The sequence below is a fragment of the Nocardia sp. NPDC059691 genome (genome assembly GCF_042733915.1).
Classification (GTDB): domain Bacteria; phylum Actinomycetota; class Actinomycetes; order Mycobacteriales; family Mycobacteriaceae; genus Nocardia; species Nocardia sichangensis.
This window is the reverse complement of record NZ_JBHWFB010000012.1, coordinates 48,100-67,380: the sequence shown is the minus strand read 5'-3', so window position 1 is coordinate 67,380 and position 19,281 is coordinate 48,100. Positions and strand designations below refer to the sequence as shown.

The following is a 19,281-nucleotide window of genomic DNA, read 5'->3' as shown; positions in this document are numbered from 1 at the left end:
CTCGCTCAGCAGGCATAAGCGCGGCCGACGGCCGGTTCGCGCTCCGTCTGCGGGAGTTCGCGCAGGCAGCCGAGCGGGACGACGCCCTCGCTGCTCAGTTGCACGCCCGTGCCCTGGGCGGGGTGCACGCAGGTGAGGCCGGTCGTCGCGATGCGGCAGGCGTAGTCGCCGAAGGTGATGGTGCTGTCGTACGGCAAGGTCCGGCCATGACCGTTGATGAAAAGCCCTGGATCGCCGCGAAATTGGCCCACCGTCAACCGGCGCCCCGTGTAGGTCACGTATCCGCCGAACCATTGGCCGTAGCCCTCGCCCGGCGCTGGCACCGGTTCCTTCAGTTCGACCGTGCAGTCGAACCCGTCCATCCCCAACGCTTTCCCCGTGATGCAACTGATCTTGCTGGTAGGGCTGACGAACGCGATATCGTCCCGCAGGTCGGTCACCGGACCGCCCTCGATCCGGGCCGAATGGAAGCCGGCGAGATCAACCGGCGTACCTTGCCGAACCCAAGCGATCCGATCTCGGAGTTCCCCGTCCTTCTCCGGTGCCGCCGCCGCCCTCGACGACGACGCCGTCTGCGACGCCCCTGCTACCGGCTGCGGCCTTCCCGCCGTGGTCTGCGCGCAGCCGCCCAGCAGCAGCACCAAGCTGATCGCAACCATCCACCGCATGCTGCTCACAATATCGCTGCCTCTCAACGAAATTCACCTTCGCAAGCCGGACGCTCAACACTGGCTGCTCCCTACAACTGTGCGGTGGTGATTACGGGGGTGCGGGGGAGTCCGCGGTGGTGACGAGCAGGCGGTGCAGTACCTGCGCGGGCGGTGCGGCCTCTGCGGCGTTGAGGACTACGTCGGTGAATGCCTCGGCCAGAGCAGCGGCGGGGTGGAATCGCCCGCGATCGAAGCTGCGGCCGCTCAACTGCGACCGCCATTCCTGGAAGCCGGACACCGTGCGATTCAACGAGCCCTTGTCCTCCGGGTTCAGCTGCGGCATATACGCCCTGACCAGCACGCGCTGTGCGGCGGCGCGAGCGCGAAAGCCGCCTGCTCCGTCGAGCGCTCTGCCGAGCTCGCGCACGATCGACGAATACACGGGCCGTCTAGCGCATCCGGGGGCGAGCATGCCCGCGTTGTCGGCTGTGGTGACGGTCTGCTGTAACCGCTCCGGGTCGGTGGCAGCGCCCACCGCCAGCACGATGCGTGCGGTGAGCATCTCCTCGGACGCGACCGAGGAGCGCTTCTCCAGGGAATCAGGAGCGTTCTCGGAGTCGCCAGGTGTCGCGCCCGAATCCCATTCCAGCTGCGTCGTTTCGCCGCTCGCCAGTTCTTCGATCCCAATGGCGCGCAGGACGATTTGCGGGTATCGCGGCAGCACGTCGTCCACTGCGGCGACGATCTCGGTCAGTACCTGGACCGCGACGCCCGGGGTCTCGAAACCGAAGGCGCGCACGCCGTGGCGGTCGGCGAGTTCCCGGGCGAGGCGGGCTGCGACCGACTCGGCGGAGGCGTCCACTTTCCGGTTTGCTTTCTCGTCCTTCCGATCCGGTCGTGCGGGAGAGCGGCCCGGCGCGCGCGGCGGCGAACCGGGTGTCCCCGCGTCCGGGGCGGAAATCCTCGGCGGACGCGCTGTGATGGGCCTGGACCATGGCGTACTCGGAGCCGTGGCGCCGGTCTGCTTCGCCACGCCGGCCCGGGGCGTCACGGCGGTCCGATTCGTGGCGGCAGGCTTCGTCCACGGGGAAGACGGCCGATTGCCCTGCGTGGGACGCGTGGATGCGGTTTCTGCCCGATGAGCGGGTTGCGCGCTGAAGCCGGGTGTATGCGGCTGTTCGGTGCCGCGGTGGTCACGGCCGTGCGGATTGCCCTCGGTCCCGCCCTGCTGCCGCCTCGGGCTCGAACCGTCCTCAGGTGTGCCGGGAGTACCGGCAGGGGCGCTCGACAAGTCAGGTGACCGAGCGGTCGCAGGCGTGGTGACGGGAGTTCGGTGGGCCGGCGGGGCCGCCGTCGAGGCCGCGGTGGGCAGAGGAGATCCTGCGTATGGCTGCGCGGCAGTAGGTACGTCCGTAGGGTTCGGGCTGAGCCGGTGGGTGGGGGTGGCCTGCTCTCCCAGCGGGATCGATACCGGATCTTTCTGGAACGCGTCGGCAGTGTCACGGATACGCTGCCCGACGGCCCGATCGTGATTCTCAAAGTTTTCGGCGAGGTTGCGCAGATCGGTGCCTGCCTGCTGGAGCACTTCGACGAGGCTGTTCAAGTCGGCCATCGTTCGTTTGTGCTCCGGAACGTAGGATTCGGCGAACGCGCGGCCGGCGTCGTCCTTGCCCCAAGGCTCGCCTTCCTCGGCCAAGGCCGCGCGCAGTTTTCGCACGGTGGCCGCCACGTCCGCCCCGATCAGGTCGAACTGCGGCGCGTGCTCCCGCAGCCGATCCGGATCGACCGAAAATGTTTCGCCCACACCGTCTCCCTATGTACTTGCAGACATTGTCCCGGAACCGCTGGTCGCATACCCGCCTGTGGTGAGACTCCCGCCGCCGGGCCGGGACCCCATGACGGTTGCCCCAGAAACCACCGTCTGGTCTATCGGCTCGGTATGGGATAAAGAGGCTACTTTTGGCGCAGTACTTTTCGAATTGGTTGCACTCCCGACTGTCCGTCGCGCTGGGTATGGTCAGCATTCCCTTACCGGCCGAATTCCCACTGCCGGGAATGGTGGGTGCGGTCCGATATGTCTGAATGATCTCGCAGCGAATATGAGGGTGCCGGGAGGCAGGCTGCGATGGATGCTAGCGGTTTGCTGGCCGAGGTGCCTTCGGCTGTGCGCGAATTGGTCCTCGGCCACTGGCCGGAGACCGACATCGATGGAATGCGTCGTAACGGGGACGCGTACCTGGTGGCTGCCGGTGAGTTGAACGACTCCGCCGACCGATACGAGGGCGAGGCCGGGCGTACCGAGCAAGCCGTGCAAGGCGCCACGTCGACGGCACTGGCCGACCGCCACCGTGTCGTCGTTAAATCCATGCGCGATCAGGCAGCGGTGTGCCAGAGCTTGGGAAAGCAGTGCCACGACGTCGCTGATTCGAGTGTGCAAACACAGCATCTGCTGCTCGCGATGGGGATCGCCCTCGCCGCCCAATTGGCCTACGATGCCCTGCTGTTCTTCCAGGGCGGGGGCGCGAAGGCGCTGATCGACCGGATCGAGGCCGAGCAGGCGATGGCCGCCGCGGCCGCGAGACTCACCGCGGAGGTAGGCGAACGAGCGGTAGCGGGCGCTGCGCAGCGGGCTGCGCTGCACGGTGCGGTGCACGCGGCGAAAGTCGGTCTCCTGACCAGTGCCGCGATCAGCGGCGGCGCACAGCTGTGGGACCTGAAAGACGGCGTGCGCGACAAGTTCGACGTGGGCGCCTTCCTGGAAATGCTCCTCGGCGGTGTGGTCGGTGGTGTGGCGGGTGCGGAGGTCGGCCGCAGACTCGCGCCGCGCGTGCTGGGCTGGGCGCGCGGCCGAGCGGTCAGTCAGCGCGGTCGGCTCGCTGCCCATATGGGCGGCACGATGTTGCTCGGCGGCGCGGGCGGTGTGACCGGCGGTCTGGCAGGCGCGGTGCCGTCGGTGTTGATCCACATGGACGAGATCCACAGCCTCGGTGACCTGTTCAAGATGGTTCGCGAAGCCGCGATCACCGGCTTCGGCAGCGGGTTCGTCGGCGCGGCGGGTAGTGCGATCCGAGTCCACACCGCAGGCCGTACCGCGATGCGTTCGGAAGGTGACACCCCTCGACTCGGTCTGCGCCACTGGGAATTCGCCTCACGCATCAATGAGCTGTTGAGTTCCGGTGAACCACCGCGAGTGGAGACCATCGAACGATTCAGCACCGAGGGCAAGTCGGCGAGAGTGGTAGAGCGGCTCGTCTTCCACGACGGCACCGAAGTGATCCACAAGGTGGTTTCCGATCCGCTGCACGCACACGCGGAATTCCTGAGCTCGCTGGTCGGCGACGCGGTGGGCGCACGGGTGCCCGCGGTGCACGTGATCGGCGACCACGTCTACATGGAAGTGGTGCCCGGCACGGTGGCGGCGGACACGTATCCGCGAAGCGCGTTCCCGCAGGACGTCGTCAGCGGTCCTGCCGGAATGCGCCAAGGTGTCATGGACGTGCTGATACGCATACCGGACCGCAATGGCGACAACTGGATGGTGGATCCGGACGGCAACGTATGGGGGATAGACCACAGTCGCGCGTTCGAGAACTTCACCGACGCGCAGTATTCCGTCGGCCCCTTCGCGGAGAACTTCTTGCGTTACGGGGACACCAACGAGATCTTGTGGAACGACCACGCTCTCACCCGCCCGGAGTTGCTGGAGATCCGGCAGCGTGTCGAAGAGTTGAGTCCGGTGTTCTACGCCGCGGGTCATCGGGACTGGTACGACGGCATGCTCCAGCGGATGACCGCGTTGGAGGAACATGCCGCGGGTGGTGGTGACGCCGGGCGTGGGGTTCTGCCGCCTGTGTCACCGCAGTCTCCCGGCTCGGCGCCGGGAATCACCCCTGGTGACGGCCGGGCGGTGTCGGTCACGCCGCGACAAGACCGGCCGCCCGGCGCTGACGCATTTGCGGGCAACGGGAGGCCACCCACACCGCGCGGCCAGGTCGACGGCTCGGCGGTCGCGCCACGAGGCCGCCGGGACCAGCCGCCGGCGCTACCACGGAATGCGGATGGTCCGCTCGTCCGGCAGGAGGAACTGACGCCGCGGGTCCCGGTCGACGAGACGTCGGACGGACGGCCGGTCGGGGACGATTCGCGTGTTCCGGACGAGTCGAGGCCGCGTCCTCCAGTCGATGAGACAGATCCGGCCGGGCGGCAGTCGGCAGCGGATGAGGCTCCGGCGACACACGAAGAGCCGACGCCCCACACGCGGACCGACGAACCGACGTATGACGGCCCGCCGACACGACCGCAGCCGCGCGTCCAGCTGCACGAGCAGTCGGTGAGCCAGGACCGGTACACGCTCGCGGGTGCGCCCCCGCCGGCCGGGCTCACCGGGCACTACCGTCATCCCGATGGTGGCTACGTCGACGTGGTGCTGACCGGCCCTGAGGGCGCGCGGATTCCGCTGCGACTGATTCCCGGCCAGGAATACGTTTTCGGACGCGGCCAAGGCGCGCTGCTGGAGCAGGTCGCGAACGATCGGGTGTCACGCCGTCACGCGACGCTCAAGGTGGACGATCAAGGCCACGTCATGCTCCGCGACGAGAATTCGATGAACGGCACTTTCGTCGACGGCAAGCAATTGGCGGGCGGGCAATGGGTGCGCATCTACGACGGGCAAGAGGTGCTGCTGAGCCGGGACCTCGAACTGGGGGTGACATTCGAGCGGCAGACAGCCGAAGTCCGGTTGTTCGGGGACGACGGGCCCACGTTCACGCTGCATCGTGGCCGAGAGGTGGATCTCGGTCGCGGCCTCATACACCCTGAGGCGACCGGCCGAATCACTGTGTCGAGCCGCCACGCGACCATTGGCATGGACGAGGACGGCCGCGTGTGGATCCGGGATGCGGGCTCCACCAACGGCACCCGGGTGAACGGCGACCTGCTCGCCGAAGGCGAGAAGCGCACTTTGGCACCGGGCGATGCCGTGCGATTCGGCGGCTACCGCGGGGAGGCGCAGTTCATTCCGCTGGACGCCGCGCTGGACGCCAGCCCGGTGCACGTGCGGTTCGGCGTCGGGACGGACGCGACATCCGTGCGGCTGGAACCCGGTAGGCCGGTCATCATCGGCACCGGCGAGAGTTCGCCCTTCGCATCCCAGTTGCGTGGCATCCGCGGCATCGGGGAGCAGCACGCGACGCTCGGGCTGGACCACGACGGTCGTCTGTGGATCAGAGACCACCGGGGGTCGGAAGGGGTATGGATCAACGGGGACAGGATCGCTCCGAACCAGAGGGTGACACTGTCCGAAGGCGACAACGTGGGACTCGGCCCGGACTATGTCGGGACCGCTCGTATCGGCAGCGAGGAACCCCCGCAACTTCCGCCGGCCGAGCTGCGCTTCGAGCAGCGCAGACAGAAGCTCCCCATCCGCCTCGAACCCGGCCAGGAGGTTTCCGTCGACGTCAGTGCGCTGAACGGCCACGCGATGGTGATCGGCAGGCCGGGGCGGCAGGTGATCGTCGGACGTGACCTGGATGGCGGCATCTGGGTGCTCGATCGGGTTCACGACGGCTGGAACCCGCTGCGGGTCAACGACGAGATCGTGCCGGAGGGCCAGAAACGCTACCTGAACGCCGAGGACGAGGTGAAGTTCGGGGACGTGTCGACACGGCTGCGATTCGGCGAGGAACCGCCGCTGGAGCTGCGGTTGTCCGACGACGAAAACGTGCCTCCGCTGACATTGCGGCGTGGTGAACAGGTTGTGCTCGGGCGCGGGACCGACTCCCCGCTGTCGGACCAGTTGACCGACACATCGGTATCCCGCCGCCATGCCGTCATCTACCGCGACGAGTTCGGAACTCTGTGGTTGCGCGACGAACACTCCACGCGGGGGACGTGGGTCGACAACATCAAGGTCGATCCCGATCAAGGGCCGGTTCGGCTTCGTCCCGGCGATCAGGTCCGGCTCGGTGACTGGATCGGCGCCGCACGTTTCGAGGACGGTTATGGTCAGGCCCCTCCGCGCCCGTTGGCGGTGAAGCTCAACAACTCACTCGGCGACGTGTCGCTGGATCTGGTGCGCGGTGGCGAACCGGTCCTGCTCGGGCGGGACGGGACGGGGATACCCAGCGGGCTTTCGCGCGCCGACCGGATCTCGCGCAGGCACGCCAGTATCGGCACCTACCCCTCCGGCCGCGTTTGGATCCGCGATGAAGGATCTACCCACCACACCTACGTCAACGGCGAAGAGATCGCACCCGGCACGAAGGTCATGCTGCATCCGGGGGATCAGGTGCGCCTGGCCGATGTGTACGAATTCACTGTCGCTTATCCTCCCGCCGACGGTGGCGCATTCGTCAACATCATCGACCAGACACCTGAGACCGGGCAGATGGTGACAGATCTCGCCCGAGTGCCCAGCCATATCTACGCGAGGGTCAGCGAGCATATGAACGCCGTGGCCGGTGGCGGAATCGTCATAGGTAATCGCCCCCTACTCCAGTTGCCCGGTACCGAGAGCCTTGCGGGCAGTACCCCATACGGACGCAAGGCCGGAACGAGCTGGAACACCGTCCAGGGCGTGTACATGGGTGGACCGCGCCGGCTGGTGATCAACTCCGGCGGGCGCAGCGGCAGCGAGAACGTGGTCTTCCACGAGTTCGGGCATGCGGCCGACGCGGCGTACGGTACCGGTGGAAGATGGCTCAGCGACACCCAGGAGTGGCGCGACCTGCACGCGTCGATGCTTCAATCCATCGGGAAAAAACATAAGTGGAACGATTACTACAACCGTCGCTGCGAGGCTTTCGCCGAAGCGTTCACGGCGTGGATGCACGGCGACATCAAGCAGCTTCGCAAGTTCGCCCTCGGCAACGACCAGATTGCCCGTCAGTTGAAGGATTATTTTGACCGCGTATTCGGATGATACGAGCCCACCCATGCTGGCAGAAGACGGCGTGACCATCCTGCTGCCGCTGCGTGGCCAGACCGAGGACGGCGTCTTCTACAGCGGCTTCGAGGAGTTCCACCCCGGCGACCCGGGCTACGAAGAAATGCTGCCTGTCGCTCGGGAGAACCCGGTCGCGGAGAAGGAAGAGCCGCAGCGGCCGGTCGATACCGATACCTTGACCCGCATCCTCCGTGAGGCGGGTTTGGACGGACCGACCGGCGAAGACGACTAGCGGGAGCTGCGGCCCCGCAGGAACCACCCAGAGGTGGCCGACAACTACGATCAGTGCCGGCCGACGAAGTCACGGATGAGGGCGCCGGTGCCGTCGGGCTCTTCCACCATGGGTGTGTGGCCACAGTCGAGGCTCTCGATCCGGATGCCCGGGACGCGGCGGTAGTCCTCGTAAGAGTCCGGCTGCCATCGCTTGTCCTGAGAGCCGTAGAGCACCATGGCCGGAACGCCGAGGTCGGTGAGCCGGTCCGGTTCGGACCTTTCCCGCAGGTAGTCGTCCGACGCGGTGGAGGTCGCGGTGAGACTGCGGTAGGTCATGCCGCGCAGGTCGGCGACGAACTGGTCGGGGATCCGCACGTCCCGGGTGAACGCGGAACTCATGGCTTGCCGGAGAACGGCATCCGGGAGCAGCGGCCACAGCGGCTGTCCGATCGCAGGAACGAACAGCAGGTTGCCGACCGGACCGCTGCCGGTGACGGCGTCCAGGCGGGGACCGGAGTCGATCAGCATGATCGCCGACACCAGGTCGTGGCGCTGTTCGGCCAACGAGGTGGCCACGTAGCCGCCGGAAGAATGCCCGACGACGATCGCCTGCCGTACGCCCAGCTGGTCGAGCACGGCCCCCACTCGGCTCGCCTGTTCGGACGTGCTGTAGCCGCTGTCGGGCTTATCGGACTTGCCGTGGCCGAGCAGGTCGATGCGCACGACGTACTGGTCCCGCAAGGCGGGCAGCACCGGATCCCAATAGGCGGTCGAGGCGCCCAGTCCGTGCAGCAGCACCACCGCGCGAGCGCCTGGCGTTCCGTCGGCGACGACGTGGATGTCTCCGCCCGGCAGATGAACCATGTGCTCGTGCGAATCGTCGGTCTCGGCGTTCGCCGCGCCGGTCGTATAGCCGGTGGCCACGGCGACCAGGGCGGTGGCGATCAGCAGCCCGATATGCCGCCACCGATTCGGTCTCGCGGCGGCTATGGTTTCGTCCACGGTTGCTCCTTCGATTGGTTGGGACACCACCACGTTCTGGCACGACTGCGGGCCGCGTATTGAAGAAATGTCAGCGTGCGCGGCTGCTCATACAATCGACGTGTGCCTTGGGACATCGCGCGACCGGCGCGGCCACCCGCCCTGCGCGGCGTCGACATGGCCGGATTCCATGTGCACGGGGACGGCCCGGAGCAGGTGCGTGTCATTCCACATCCGGCGGTCACGGTGATCGTCGAGTTCGGCGAGTGCGGCTTCGAGGTCCGCGACTCGACGGGCCGTAGCCATTCGGGCAGTCTGACACTCGGCCTCGCCGGCACCGTGCTTCCGGTCCGCGTCGACGCCGTCGAATGCGTCCAAATTCGCCTGGAACCGGTTGTCGCCCAAGCGATTCTCGGCCTTCCTCCCACCGAGCTGGGCGGAAGCATCATCGGCCTGGACGACCTCTGGGGTCGTGAGGCGGGGTGGCTGCGCGAGCGCCTGCACGAGACGCCGAGCTGGCCCGACCGGTTCGCCCTGGTCGACACCGCGCTGTCCGCGCGGTCCCGGCACGACCAGCGCGTCGACCCTGAGGTCGCCTGGGCATGGCGGCAGATCAAACTCAGCCGCGGCCGTTTCCGCGTCGAGCACCTCGCCGCCGAGCTGGGCTGGAGCCGTCAACGACTGTGGTCACGCTTCGGCACGCAAATCGGCCTGACCCCCAAACGCGCCGCCAAACTTGTCCGCTTCGACCACGCCGTCCACCGCCTCGTTCAAGGACATTCCCCCTCCCGAGTAGCAGCCGACACCGGCTACGCCGACCAATCCCACCTCCACCGCGACATCCGCGAATTCACCGGCATATCCCCCACCGCCGCAGCCACCGAACCCTGGCTCACAATCGACGACCGAGCCTGGCCGTCGACGATCGCGACGTAATCCGGCACGACGTTCGAGCACTACCGCCCGGATACCTGGCCCCGCGAAAACGGATGGGCGGCGAAGGGAATCGCCCTCGCGGCCGATACCGACATAGCTGGTCGCGGGCACAGCGCTGCCGCGCCGATGACGTTGGCGGGGCAGCGCTGTGTGGAGGTGCTGACCTCGGTCTCGAAACCGGAGGTTCAGTGGAGAATCGGGAAGTTGGCGCGGAATACGCCATGTGGGTCGCGGGCCTGCTTGAGCTTTCGCAATCGGTCCAAGGTGCCGGTGTCGAAAACCTCCGCGACGCTGTCGCCGGCGGACAGGACGGTGTACGGTTTGCGGCCGCTGACTCGCGCGCCCAGATCGGCGATGATGCGCTTCTGAGTGGCGAGTACCGCGGCAACGGTGTCGGGATCCGAGCCGGTGGCCTGCAGAGACAGCGCGTAGGGCTCCGCGAACGGCGGAGCCGCGCCTCGGGTGGGTTCGGCGAGCGCACCGCCCAACTGCCGGAGCTGGATGCCCATCAGCGGATCGATCGGTGCGTGCAGCAGGATTTCGGCGGCGGTCTCGTCCAGTGCGGTCAGCAGTTCGGTTCGCAGCAGTCCGGGGCTTGGGGCGGTGGGCTCGTTGACGATGGCGCCCAACTCGGTCGGGGACAATTCCCGGCGCGTGTCCGCGAGGATGTCGTCGATCGTGTCCAGCCGTCGCAGCAGGTCCCGTCCGCGCGCCGGTTCGCCCAGGTAGGCGGCGGCGATCGCGATCACCGGCGGAGCCTGCGGCAGTTCCAGCCGATTGAGCCAGACCGTGAGTTCGGCCGGTGCGTGATCGGTGATGTCCTGGAAGGCCGCACGGACCGCCTCGGTCTGCGCGGCCGGCCAGGCGATCAGGCCACCGAACAAGGCCGGAGCCGCGAACAGATCGAACTCCACCGCCGTCACCAGTGCGAAATCCCCGCCGCCGCCGCACAGTGCCCAGAACAGCTCCGGGTCGGATTCCGCCGTGACCCTGGCCTGACGACCGTCGGCATCGACGATGTCGAAGACCCGGACGCTGTCGGCCGCCCAACCGTATTTACGGCCGAACCAAGACAATCCGCCACCGAGGGTATAGCCGACAACGCTGACCACCGGGGAGCTTCCGGCCAGCCCGGTCAAGCCGTGCCGGGCGGCCGCCGCCTGCACTTGCCCCCAGTTGGTCCCCGCGCCGACGCGGGCACGTCGCCGGGCCGGATCCACCTCGATCCGATCGAGTCGGCGCGTGCGCACCAGGATGGCGCCGGCGGTATCACCGGAAGCGCCGTGGCCGTTGGGCTGAGCGGTCACCGACAGGCCCGCGTCGCGCGCGTAGCCGACCACGGCGGCCATATCCTCCGCGTCTTCGACGTGCACGACGGCCGCTACCGGCTGGTCGATATTGAGGTTCCAGGGGGTCCGTGCCGTATCGAACGCTTCGTCACCCGGCAGCAGTACCCGTCCGCGCACGGCGGATCGCAATGTGTTGTGTGACATGTAGATTCCCTTCGCTACAGAAATGTTCACCGCGTCGTGCCCGAGCCGATGGACCGAGCCTGGTTCCGGGTGGCCGGGTCGGTTGCCGGGGAGATGGGTGTGGGCATCGGAAAGGCCGCTTCGATATGGGCGGCGGCCGTCAGCGCGCGGCGCTCGGCGAATGGGGCGGTGATCAACTGGACACCGATGGGAAGACCCTCGGCCGATACGCCCGCTGGGACCGTGACCGCGGGCAGGGCCAGGTAGTTGGCGGCGATGGTGAGGCGATGCGCCGCATACATGGTCGCGACTTGTGCGGTGCCGCCGAGGTCGTAGCCGACCGGCCAGGGCAGTTCGTCCGAGACCGGACCGAGCACGATCGGATGCTCCGCGAGGAAGCGGGACCAGGCCGCGCGGCGGGTGAGGCGCTCACCCAGCGCGGTCATGTAGCCCGCCAGATCCAGCGGCGGGAACAGGTCGATCGCCGCGTCCACGAAGGTGTTCAGTCCGGCGCTGCCGACTCGCCGCATGGCTTCGCGGCGCTGGACCACCACCTCGGTGGAAACCAATCGGCCGTAGTCCGCCGCCACTTCGCCCAATTGCGGCGGATCCAGTTCGGCTACCGGATACCCCGCGCGTTCGAGGGCGTCGGCGCAGCCGAGCAGCGCTGCCCGCACCTGCGGATCGATATCGTCACCGAGCGTGACGGCGACCGCGGGCAGGGCGGTATCGGTCGCGTCACGCACTGGAATCCATCCGGGATCGCGCAGGTCAGCGCTGTCGCTGAGTACCTCGAAAGCAGTCGTCAGATCGCGCACGGTGCGCGCCAACGGCCCTGGCGCCGCGAACAATTGATTCGTCGGCGCGGGTGCGGCCCCGGACAGGCTCGAGGCCACCGCCACCCGGCCGGGTGTGGTGCGCAGGGAGGCGACTCCGCAGAACGCGGCGGGTACGCGCAGTGAACCGCCGAAGTCGGTGCCCAGGCCCAGGGGGGTCATGCCCGTGGCTACCGCTGCGGCGTCACCGCCGCTGGAACCGCCCGGGCTGCGAGTCGGGTTCCACGGATTCACCGTCGGGCCCGCCTCGTCGTTGTCGGTGTGCCAGCGAGTGGCGAAGTCCGGCATGTTCGTTCGCCCGATGACGATCGCCCCGGCTCGCCGCAGAGCGGACACCGCGGGTGCGTCCGCTGCCGCGACGGCCTGCCCGAAGGCCGCCACGCCCCAGGTGGTCGGGCTGCCCGCGACATCGAGGTTGTTCTTGATGGTGACCGGGACCCCGTGCAGCGGCCCCGTCGGCGCCCTGCGGTCGGCCGCGGCCGCCTCGGTGCGCGCGGATTCGCTGAATACCGTGGTGAGCGCACCGATCTCGGAGTCGGCCTGCTCGATGCGCTCGAGATGCGACTCGACGACCTGGGCCGCGGTGACCGCACCCTCGGCGATCAGCGTCGCGAGCGAGACCGCGTCCCGCGTCCACAGTGCGCCGTCCTGGCCGGTCTTCACAATGCCTCCTGTTCGGCGAATACCGCTGCGCCTTGTGGTGTTCGACTGTCGTCGATGGATTTGCCGACGGTGATGAAGAAGAGGATCAGCCCGACGGCCAGCAGGATGTGGCCCACGCCCGCGCCGAGCGCGATCGCCTCACCACTGCTCTTGCCCAGCACGGTGAGGGTTCCGTGCAGCGTCATGGCCGCGACGGTGATGGCCAGGCCGATGTTGTACAGCCAGAAGAACCAGCCGTACAGGCTTCCCCGGGCGCTGAGCGTGAACTGTTGCTCCAAGGCCAGCACGATGAGGAAGAACAGCATGCCCAGCGCCAGCACGTGGGTGTGCACGACACCGAGCTGCGACTGCCCGGTGAAATGTTCGACCTTGGTGATCTCGCGGTAGTAGAACCCGGAGACCAGGCCGATGATCATGTAGATGTGCGCGGTATTGAGCAGTGTCTTCATCGGGCGCTCAGCGATTTTCCCGGCGCAGCAGCAGCGCGCCGGCGGCGGCCACCAGGCCTGCGGTGAGACCGTGCACGCTCAGGGCGGTCGCGGTGGAGCCGCGGCGCACCAGGATGGTGAGCATGTCGCCGGTCGGGATGAGGGCGATGGTGAGCAGGGTCGCGCCGAGGGTGCGGCGCTGCCCGGCCGCGAGCAGGACCAGCATGATCAGACCGATGACCACATCGCGGACGCCTTTGACGTTCAGAAAGCCGTTGGCCTCGCCGCGCGGCCAGTCGGTGAAGCCGAACCCCGGGGCCATTCGCTGCGGGGCGAGCAGATAACCGCCGCCGACGGAGATGATGAACCCGGCTCCCAGTACGGCGCCGGCCCTACCGAGACGTTCGCCGAGTCGGCGGGAACCACGCACGGAAGCAACTGTTTCCGTATTCGAAGGAACAGACATGAGCACTCCTGGATCGGTGGGATACGTGTCCCGAGCATCCAGTGCCGCCCGTACCGTTCGCTGACAGCCGTTGTCAGCGAACGGTACGCAGCAGTTCGAGCACCGCCTCGTCCGGAAGCCGGGCGCCCGCGAGGAATTCCGCGCCCAGGCGCACGGGCCCGAGCGCCGCTTCCGCTTGGTCGAGCGCCCGCCGCCGGAACGGGCCGATGCGGATCACCCCGGCCCTCCGGTTGATCCGGTCGGTGGCGCCGAGAATGCGGGCTGCCTGCTCCGGGGCGTCCTTCGCCAGAGCAACCAGGGCGTAACCGATACCGACCTCGGCCAGCAGCGCCGCCGAGGTCTGGGCAGCCAGATCGCGGGGCATGGCCAGCTCTCGCAGCGCGTCGTCCGGCCGGCCCGCCGCGACCAGGGCCGCCGCCTGCGCGGTGCTCACGAAGGCCAGGTTCACGAAGCGGACGGTATCGTGGCGTCCTGCGGGTGGCGGGCCGTCGGGGAGCGGATGCTCGGACATCCGCCGGTACAGTTCCATCGCGCGGTCGTTGTCGCCGCGCAGGTGGGCCAGGTGCGCCTGCGTCGCCGCCAAGAAGCGCCCAGGCGCGGGGATGATGTGCGGGGTGATCAGGGCCTCGGCCTGGTCGATATAGGTTGCCGCGACCTCGGTATCGCCGCCGACCAGGTGCATATCCGCCGCGAAGAGCAGCACGCCCATGCGCTCACCGGCGCCCAGGTCGGCGCTGAGCAGTTCCAGCGCGCTCGCGATCAGCGGGCGGGCGCTGTCCAGGCCGAGCATCCGGGTCCGGTAACTGGCCAGGGAGATCAGGGCGCGGCTGTGTGACCGGGCGTCGCCGTGCGCGCTCAGGCAGGTCAGCGCCGCCTCCAGAGTGGGCAGGGCGCGGGCCGGGTGGTCGCCGCCCAGTTCATCGAAACCTCTTGCTATCAGCGCATTACCGCGTAGCCATGGATCGTCGGATGTGGTGCACGCGGTCAATAGACTGTCGTCGTCGCCGAGTAGGTCACGCAGCGCCAGTATGAGCACGAACATCGGGTGCGGAGGTCGATCCTCGGTGAGGGCCGCGCGGGTCAGCCGCTCGAACTGCCCCGTGTCATCTCGGATCTGGCCCCACCAGATGTTGGTGAAGTACGCCGGCAGCTCCTCGGCGTACCGGCAGGCCAGATAGGCCCCGGTGCACCCCGGCGGCGGTGTGTCGTCGATCAAGGCGAGGACCTCGCGGCGGCGTTCGGAGATGTCGCCGTGCAACCCGCGCAGCAGCCAATACCAGACGAGGTTCGAGTACAGGCGAACCGCGCGCTCGCCGTCGCCGACGTCCAGCGCCCACCGTAGTGCGGTCTCGCAATTGCCGTGTTCGGCGATCAGCCGCGCGAGCCACTCGGGTTGTGCGGTAGTGCGTAATCCGTGGGCGGCGGCGTCAGCGAATTCCGAGAAGCAGTCGGCATGGATGCGGGCGACTTCGTCCGCATCGCCTGCGGCGGTCAATTCCGCTGTCGCATAGGCTCGGATGGTCTCTGCCATTCGATAGCGCTGTCCATCGAAGTCGACCAACGACTTCGTCACCAGTGAGGTGACCGTGTCGATGGCGTCCGGACCGCACACCGAAGTAACGGCGTCCAAGGTCGCGCCGCCGGCGAAGATCGAAAAACGCCGGGCTGCAGTGGCTTCCGCATCGGTGAGCAGTCCCCAGCTCCAGGCGACGGCCGCGTGCAAGGTTCGATGGCGCGGGACCGCGTGGCGAGTGCTGTTGGTGAGCAGCCGGAAGCGATCGGTGAGCCGGGCGCTGAGGTCCGGTAGCGGCAGGCTCCGCAGGCGAGCGGCGGCGAGTTCGATAGCCAGCGGCATGCCGTCCAGGCTGCGTACGATGGCGCGGATATCCGCGGAATTGAGCTCGGACAGTGCGAAATCCGGGAGTGCCGCGGTGGCGCGGTCGATGAACAGCCGGACCGCGGGCGATGCGGTGACCGCCGCGATATCCGAGTCGGCTTCGGGCAGGTCCAAGGTCCGGACCGGATACAGTCGCTCGCCGTCCACGCCGATCGGCTCCCGGCTCGTGGTGAGCACCCGCAGCAGCGGCAGCCGCTGCAGCAGATCGTGAATCAGGCGCGCGGTCGCCTCCACGACATGCTCGCAGTTGTCCAGTACCAACAGCATTCGGCGGCCGGACAGCGTCCGCTCCAGTACATCGGCCCATTCCGTGGACAGTTCATCGGGTCGCTCGAACTGAGCGAGCGCGTTCGCTATCGCCACTCCGACCGCGTTCATGGCCGGCCGGTCGGGCCGCTCCCGCTCGAGTGCGGCGAGTTCGACGAAAGCGAAACCGTCCGCCCAGTCCTCGGCGTGCGCCCCGACCGTCTCGGCGGCCAGCCGAGTCTTCCCCACGCCCCCGGTACCCGACAGTGTCACCAGTCGGGCCTCGCGCAGCGCCCGTCGCACTCCTTCCACGTCGCGTCCGCGTCCGACGAAGCTGGTGAACCGCCTGGGCAGCAGCGGTGCGGATGCGCCGCTGGTTCGCGATGCTTCCGTAACTCCCGTCGGACCCGATCCGTACGCCGTCTCGATCGCAGGTTTGTCGACTGCGGGATTACGGGGTGCGTTCGTGTGAATTTCGGCCAGGGCCGAGCGCAGGACCTCGGCGGGTGTCGTGCCGAGTTCGTCCAGTAACAGGGTCTCGGTTCGCTGAAACTGTTGTATCGCCTCCGAGGTTCGTCCCGCTGCCGCGAGCGCCCGCACCAGTCGTGCGGCCAGCGTCTCCCGGAACGGATGTGCGGCTACCTCCGTGCGGAGCTCACCCAATACCTCGCCGCCTCGGCCCAAGGCTCGAAAGGCGTCCGCTCGCAGTTCGACCGCCTCGAGCCGCTGTTCGGTCAAATGCAGTGCAGCGACCCGCAATGCCTCCGATTCTCCCGCATCGATCAGCGGCTCCCCGCGCCACAAGGCGAGCGCGGCATCGAAGCACGCGATGGCTCGTTCGGGCTCACCGGCCGCCAGCAACGCTCGCCCTGCCTCGACCTCACGCCCGAATCGATGCACATCGACGTCCTCGGGCGTGAGCTCGAGCACATACCCGCCCCCGTCATTCCGCACCGTGCCCGGTGCCGCCGCTCGCAACCGACTCGCCAGAGTCTGCAACGCATTCCCCGCCCCCGCCGGCGGGTTCTCCCCCCACACCCCGTCCACCAGCCGCGTCGCCGGCACCACTCGCCCGGCTTCGAGCGCCAGCAACCCCAGCAATGCCCGCACCCGCGGCCCCCCGACCGACGCCTTCCTCCCGTCCGCGGCCACCACCCGCACCGGACCCAATAGCTCTACCAGCATGAATCGTCCATCTCGCGATAGATCCTGCGTGGCGCCCCGACCTCTCGTCAACCCGAGCGAACCTGGGGTCTCGCCGCATTGCGGCTATCGAACCGCCTCGAACTGTCGGCGCATGCCGACCGGCGCGGCCTGTCGTCGATCATCACCGAGATCGGCGCGCGTGACGTGATGCCGCGCCCACGGATTTCGCTACCGCGTACCCGATCGGGTGCTTGCGCGGCGTGTATTCGTCACAGAGATCGGGCAGGATATTTCTAACCTGGTGAAGTGCTATCGGTGGTTTCCGCGCGGCACTGTGACGTGAGGCTTGACGGCGAATGAGTGACGAAACGGAACCGATTCCGGTCGTGGTTCCCCGGTCCGGTGGTCGTCATGCTCGGCCGGAAACGCCTGTCGAAGGGGTTCGCGAGGTGTCCGCCCGCGCCGCGAGCGCCCAGCGTTCGCACCGGGCGGGAGACCGAGGTGAGTCTCGTGCCGAGCTAGGCGGATCGGCCGCGGACGGTTCGCACGCGGGGCGGGAGAACTCGGCAACCGCGACTCGCGGTGCAGGCACGCGACCGATGGGCTCTGGTGGTAATCGGCGCACGGAGGCGACCGACCCTGCCGAGGGCCCCACCGACCGGTATGTGCCGGTGCGGCCCACCCGCCGCGACCGGACCGCGCAGTCGTCGTGGCAGGCCAGGGTCGCACGGACCGCCCTTCGCCTGGTCGTTGCCGCTACCTCGGTGGTCGTCGTATCGGGCACCGGATTCGCCTACTACACCGAGCGCGCCGTCGATGACGGGTTCGCCCGGTCCGGGGCGATCAGTTCCGAAGACGCCGCCGCGCTCGACGGCGACATGAACATCCTGCTCATCGGACTGGACACCCGCAAAGACCGCAACGGCAACGACCTACCCAAAGAAATCTTGGACCGGTTGCACGCCGGCGACGGCAGCGAGGGCGGCTACAACGCCAATTCCCTCATCCTGGTACACATTCCGAAGGATCTGAAGAAGATCACCGCCTTCTCCATCCCGCGCGACGACTACGTCGCGGTCACCGGGATCCCCGGCTACGACCACGCCAAGATCAAGGAAGCCTACGGACTGAAGAAGGTGGCGGTCGAGCAGAAGCTCGCCAACCAGGGCGTCAAAGACAAGGTCGAACTGGAACGCCAGGGCCGCGAGGCCGGCCGCGAATCCATCGTGCAGACCGTGAAGGCACTGACGGGAGTACCGATCAACCGGTTCGCCGAGGTCTCCCTCGTCGGCTTCTACGACCTGGCCGCCATTCTCGGCGGCGTCGATGTCTGTCTCAATCACGCCGTCGACGACGAGTACTACTCCGGCGCGGTGTTCCCGGCCGGACCTCAGCACCTCGATGCCGCCAACGCGCTGTCGTTCGTCCGGCAACGTCACGAACTCGACAACGGCGATCTCGACAGGACCCACCGCCAGCAGGCGTTCCTCACCTCGGTCGCCAAACAACTCGCGGAGTCCGGCACACTCACCAACATCGGCAAACTGCAGCAATTGATCAACGCCGCACAGAACGATGTGGTGCTCTCCCAAGGCTGGAACGTGCTCGACTTCGCGCAGACCATGGGAAAGGCGGGTTCGATTCCGATCGAATTCCAGACCTTGCCGGTGCAGGGCTACCAGACCATCGACGGCCAAGACGTCAACGTCATCGATCCGGCCGCCATCAAAAAGACGGTGCGCACGGCGTTCGGCGTGCAGGCAGCCACGCCCACCGCACTCACGACCACACCCACCAGTACCGTCGACGTCGTCAACGCGGGCGGACCTGCAGGTATGGCCGCCAAAGTGTCGACAGTCTTGGCCGACAAGGGATTCGGCAAAGGAAACATCGGCAACGCCGCCTCCACCGATGGTTCCGGCTCGGTCGTCTATTACGGCACAGGCGCCGACACCGACGCCACCCAGGCCGCGAACTTGCTCGGCGGGCTACCGACAGCCGTGTCCAAGAATATCGACCCCGGCCACATCAAGATCGTGATCGGCAGCGACTTCACCATGCCCGACGAATTGAGTGCGGGCACATCGACGAACTCCACCACACCGACCGGCGCAGCCTCGCCCACCGGTGCCCCCACCTCCAAACCCGCCGACGCGGCGCCCGACTCCGGTAAACCCGTTACCACCAGCATCGGATCCAACATCCCCTGCGTCGACTGAGGTTGCCGCCGTGGACGCCTCCGGCCCGGCCTGGTCGGTGCGGCATCGGGCAGACGAGTGTGCGCCTACAGCTCGCGAAGTTCCCGGGATCAGCGCGGCTTGCTCGCTCGGCGAGCCGACCGACCGCTCCCTCATGCCGAGTTCAGGGTGTTCGCAGGAGCGTGGACACGATCTCGGCTGCACCG

12 protein-coding genes are annotated in these 19,281 nt (G+C 67.8%); 4 read left to right on the top strand and 8 right to left on the bottom strand.

Translation table 11 applies throughout. The annotated features are described in order from the left end of the window. Positions 1-5: 5 nt before the first annotated feature. Entirely contained in the window at positions 6-644 is a 639-nt protein-coding gene (locus tag ACFV2O_RS25235) for a hypothetical protein (RefSeq protein ID WP_379253933.1), read from the bottom strand. A 115-nt stretch (positions 645-759) separates the two neighbouring features. Continuing rightward, positions 760-1,512, bottom strand: coding sequence for a hypothetical protein (locus ACFV2O_RS25230; RefSeq protein ID WP_379253932.1), 753 nt, complete (start codon positions 1,510-1,512; stop codon positions 760-762). 1,263 nt (positions 1,513-2,775) lie between these two features. Between ACFV2O_RS25230 and ACFV2O_RS25225 the strand changes: the two genes are divergently transcribed. Continuing rightward, a complete protein-coding gene (locus tag ACFV2O_RS25225) occupies positions 2,776-7,569 on the top strand; it encodes an FHA domain-containing protein (RefSeq protein ID WP_379253931.1) in 4,794 nt (1,597 codons plus the stop codon). Between the two features lie 13 nt (positions 7,570-7,582). Further along, positions 7,583-7,825, top strand: a complete 243-nt coding sequence (locus ACFV2O_RS25220; protein ID WP_355080008.1) for a hypothetical protein — start codon at positions 7,583-7,585, stop codon at positions 7,823-7,825. A 50-nt stretch (positions 7,826-7,875) separates the two neighbouring features. Here the strand turns inward: ACFV2O_RS25220 and ACFV2O_RS25215 are convergent, their stop codons facing one another. Continuing rightward, a complete protein-coding gene (locus ACFV2O_RS25215; protein WP_379253930.1) occupies positions 7,876-8,808 on the bottom strand; it encodes an alpha/beta fold hydrolase in 933 nt (310 codons plus the stop codon). Between the two features lie 102 nt (positions 8,809-8,910). On the opposite strand from ACFV2O_RS25215, the gene ACFV2O_RS25210 reads away from it, so the two are divergent. Next, a complete protein-coding gene (locus tag ACFV2O_RS25210) occupies positions 8,911-9,723 on the top strand; it encodes a helix-turn-helix domain-containing protein (RefSeq protein WP_379253929.1) in 813 nt (270 codons plus the stop codon). 185 nt (positions 9,724-9,908) lie between these two features. Here ACFV2O_RS25210 and ACFV2O_RS25205 read toward each other — a convergent pair whose 3' ends face one another. The 5 genes from ACFV2O_RS25205 to ACFV2O_RS25185 all read right to left on the bottom strand — a co-directional run bounded on the left by ACFV2O_RS25205 (position 9,909) and on the right by ACFV2O_RS25185 (position 16,916). Next, positions 9,909-11,216 carry an FAD-binding oxidoreductase gene (locus ACFV2O_RS25205; RefSeq protein WP_379253928.1) on the bottom strand — a complete coding sequence of 436 codons (1,308 nt, stop codon included), beginning with the start codon at positions 11,214-11,216 and terminating at the stop codon, positions 9,909-9,911. A gap of 26 nt (positions 11,217-11,242) precedes the next feature. Next, positions 11,243-12,694, bottom strand: coding sequence for an amidase (locus ACFV2O_RS25200; RefSeq protein ID WP_379253927.1), 1,452 nt, complete (start codon positions 12,692-12,694; stop codon positions 11,243-11,245). Continuing rightward, a complete protein-coding gene (locus ACFV2O_RS25195; protein ID WP_379253926.1) occupies positions 12,691-13,143 on the bottom strand; it encodes a DUF2871 domain-containing protein in 453 nt (150 codons plus the stop codon). The genes ACFV2O_RS25200 and ACFV2O_RS25195 overlap by 4 nt, the downstream gene beginning before the upstream one ends. Positions 13,144-13,150: 7 nt before the next feature. Further along, the gene (locus ACFV2O_RS25190) at positions 13,151-13,588 is read right to left on the bottom strand and encodes a DUF4267 domain-containing protein (RefSeq protein WP_379253925.1); all 438 of its coding nucleotides are present in this window, start codon (positions 13,586-13,588) and stop codon (positions 13,151-13,153) included. 73 nt (positions 13,589-13,661) lie between these two features. Continuing rightward, the gene (locus ACFV2O_RS25185) at positions 13,662-16,916 is read right to left on the bottom strand and encodes an ATP-binding protein (protein WP_379253924.1); all 3,255 of its coding nucleotides are present in this window, start codon (positions 16,914-16,916) and stop codon (positions 13,662-13,664) included. 560 nt (positions 16,917-17,476) lie between these two features. Here ACFV2O_RS25185 and ACFV2O_RS25180 point away from each other — a divergent pair. Then, on the top strand, positions 17,477-19,096 hold the full coding sequence (locus ACFV2O_RS25180) for an LCP family protein (protein ID WP_379253923.1): 1,620 nt from the start codon (positions 17,477-17,479) through the stop codon (positions 19,094-19,096). The last annotated feature ends 185 nt before the right edge of the window (positions 19,097-19,281 follow it).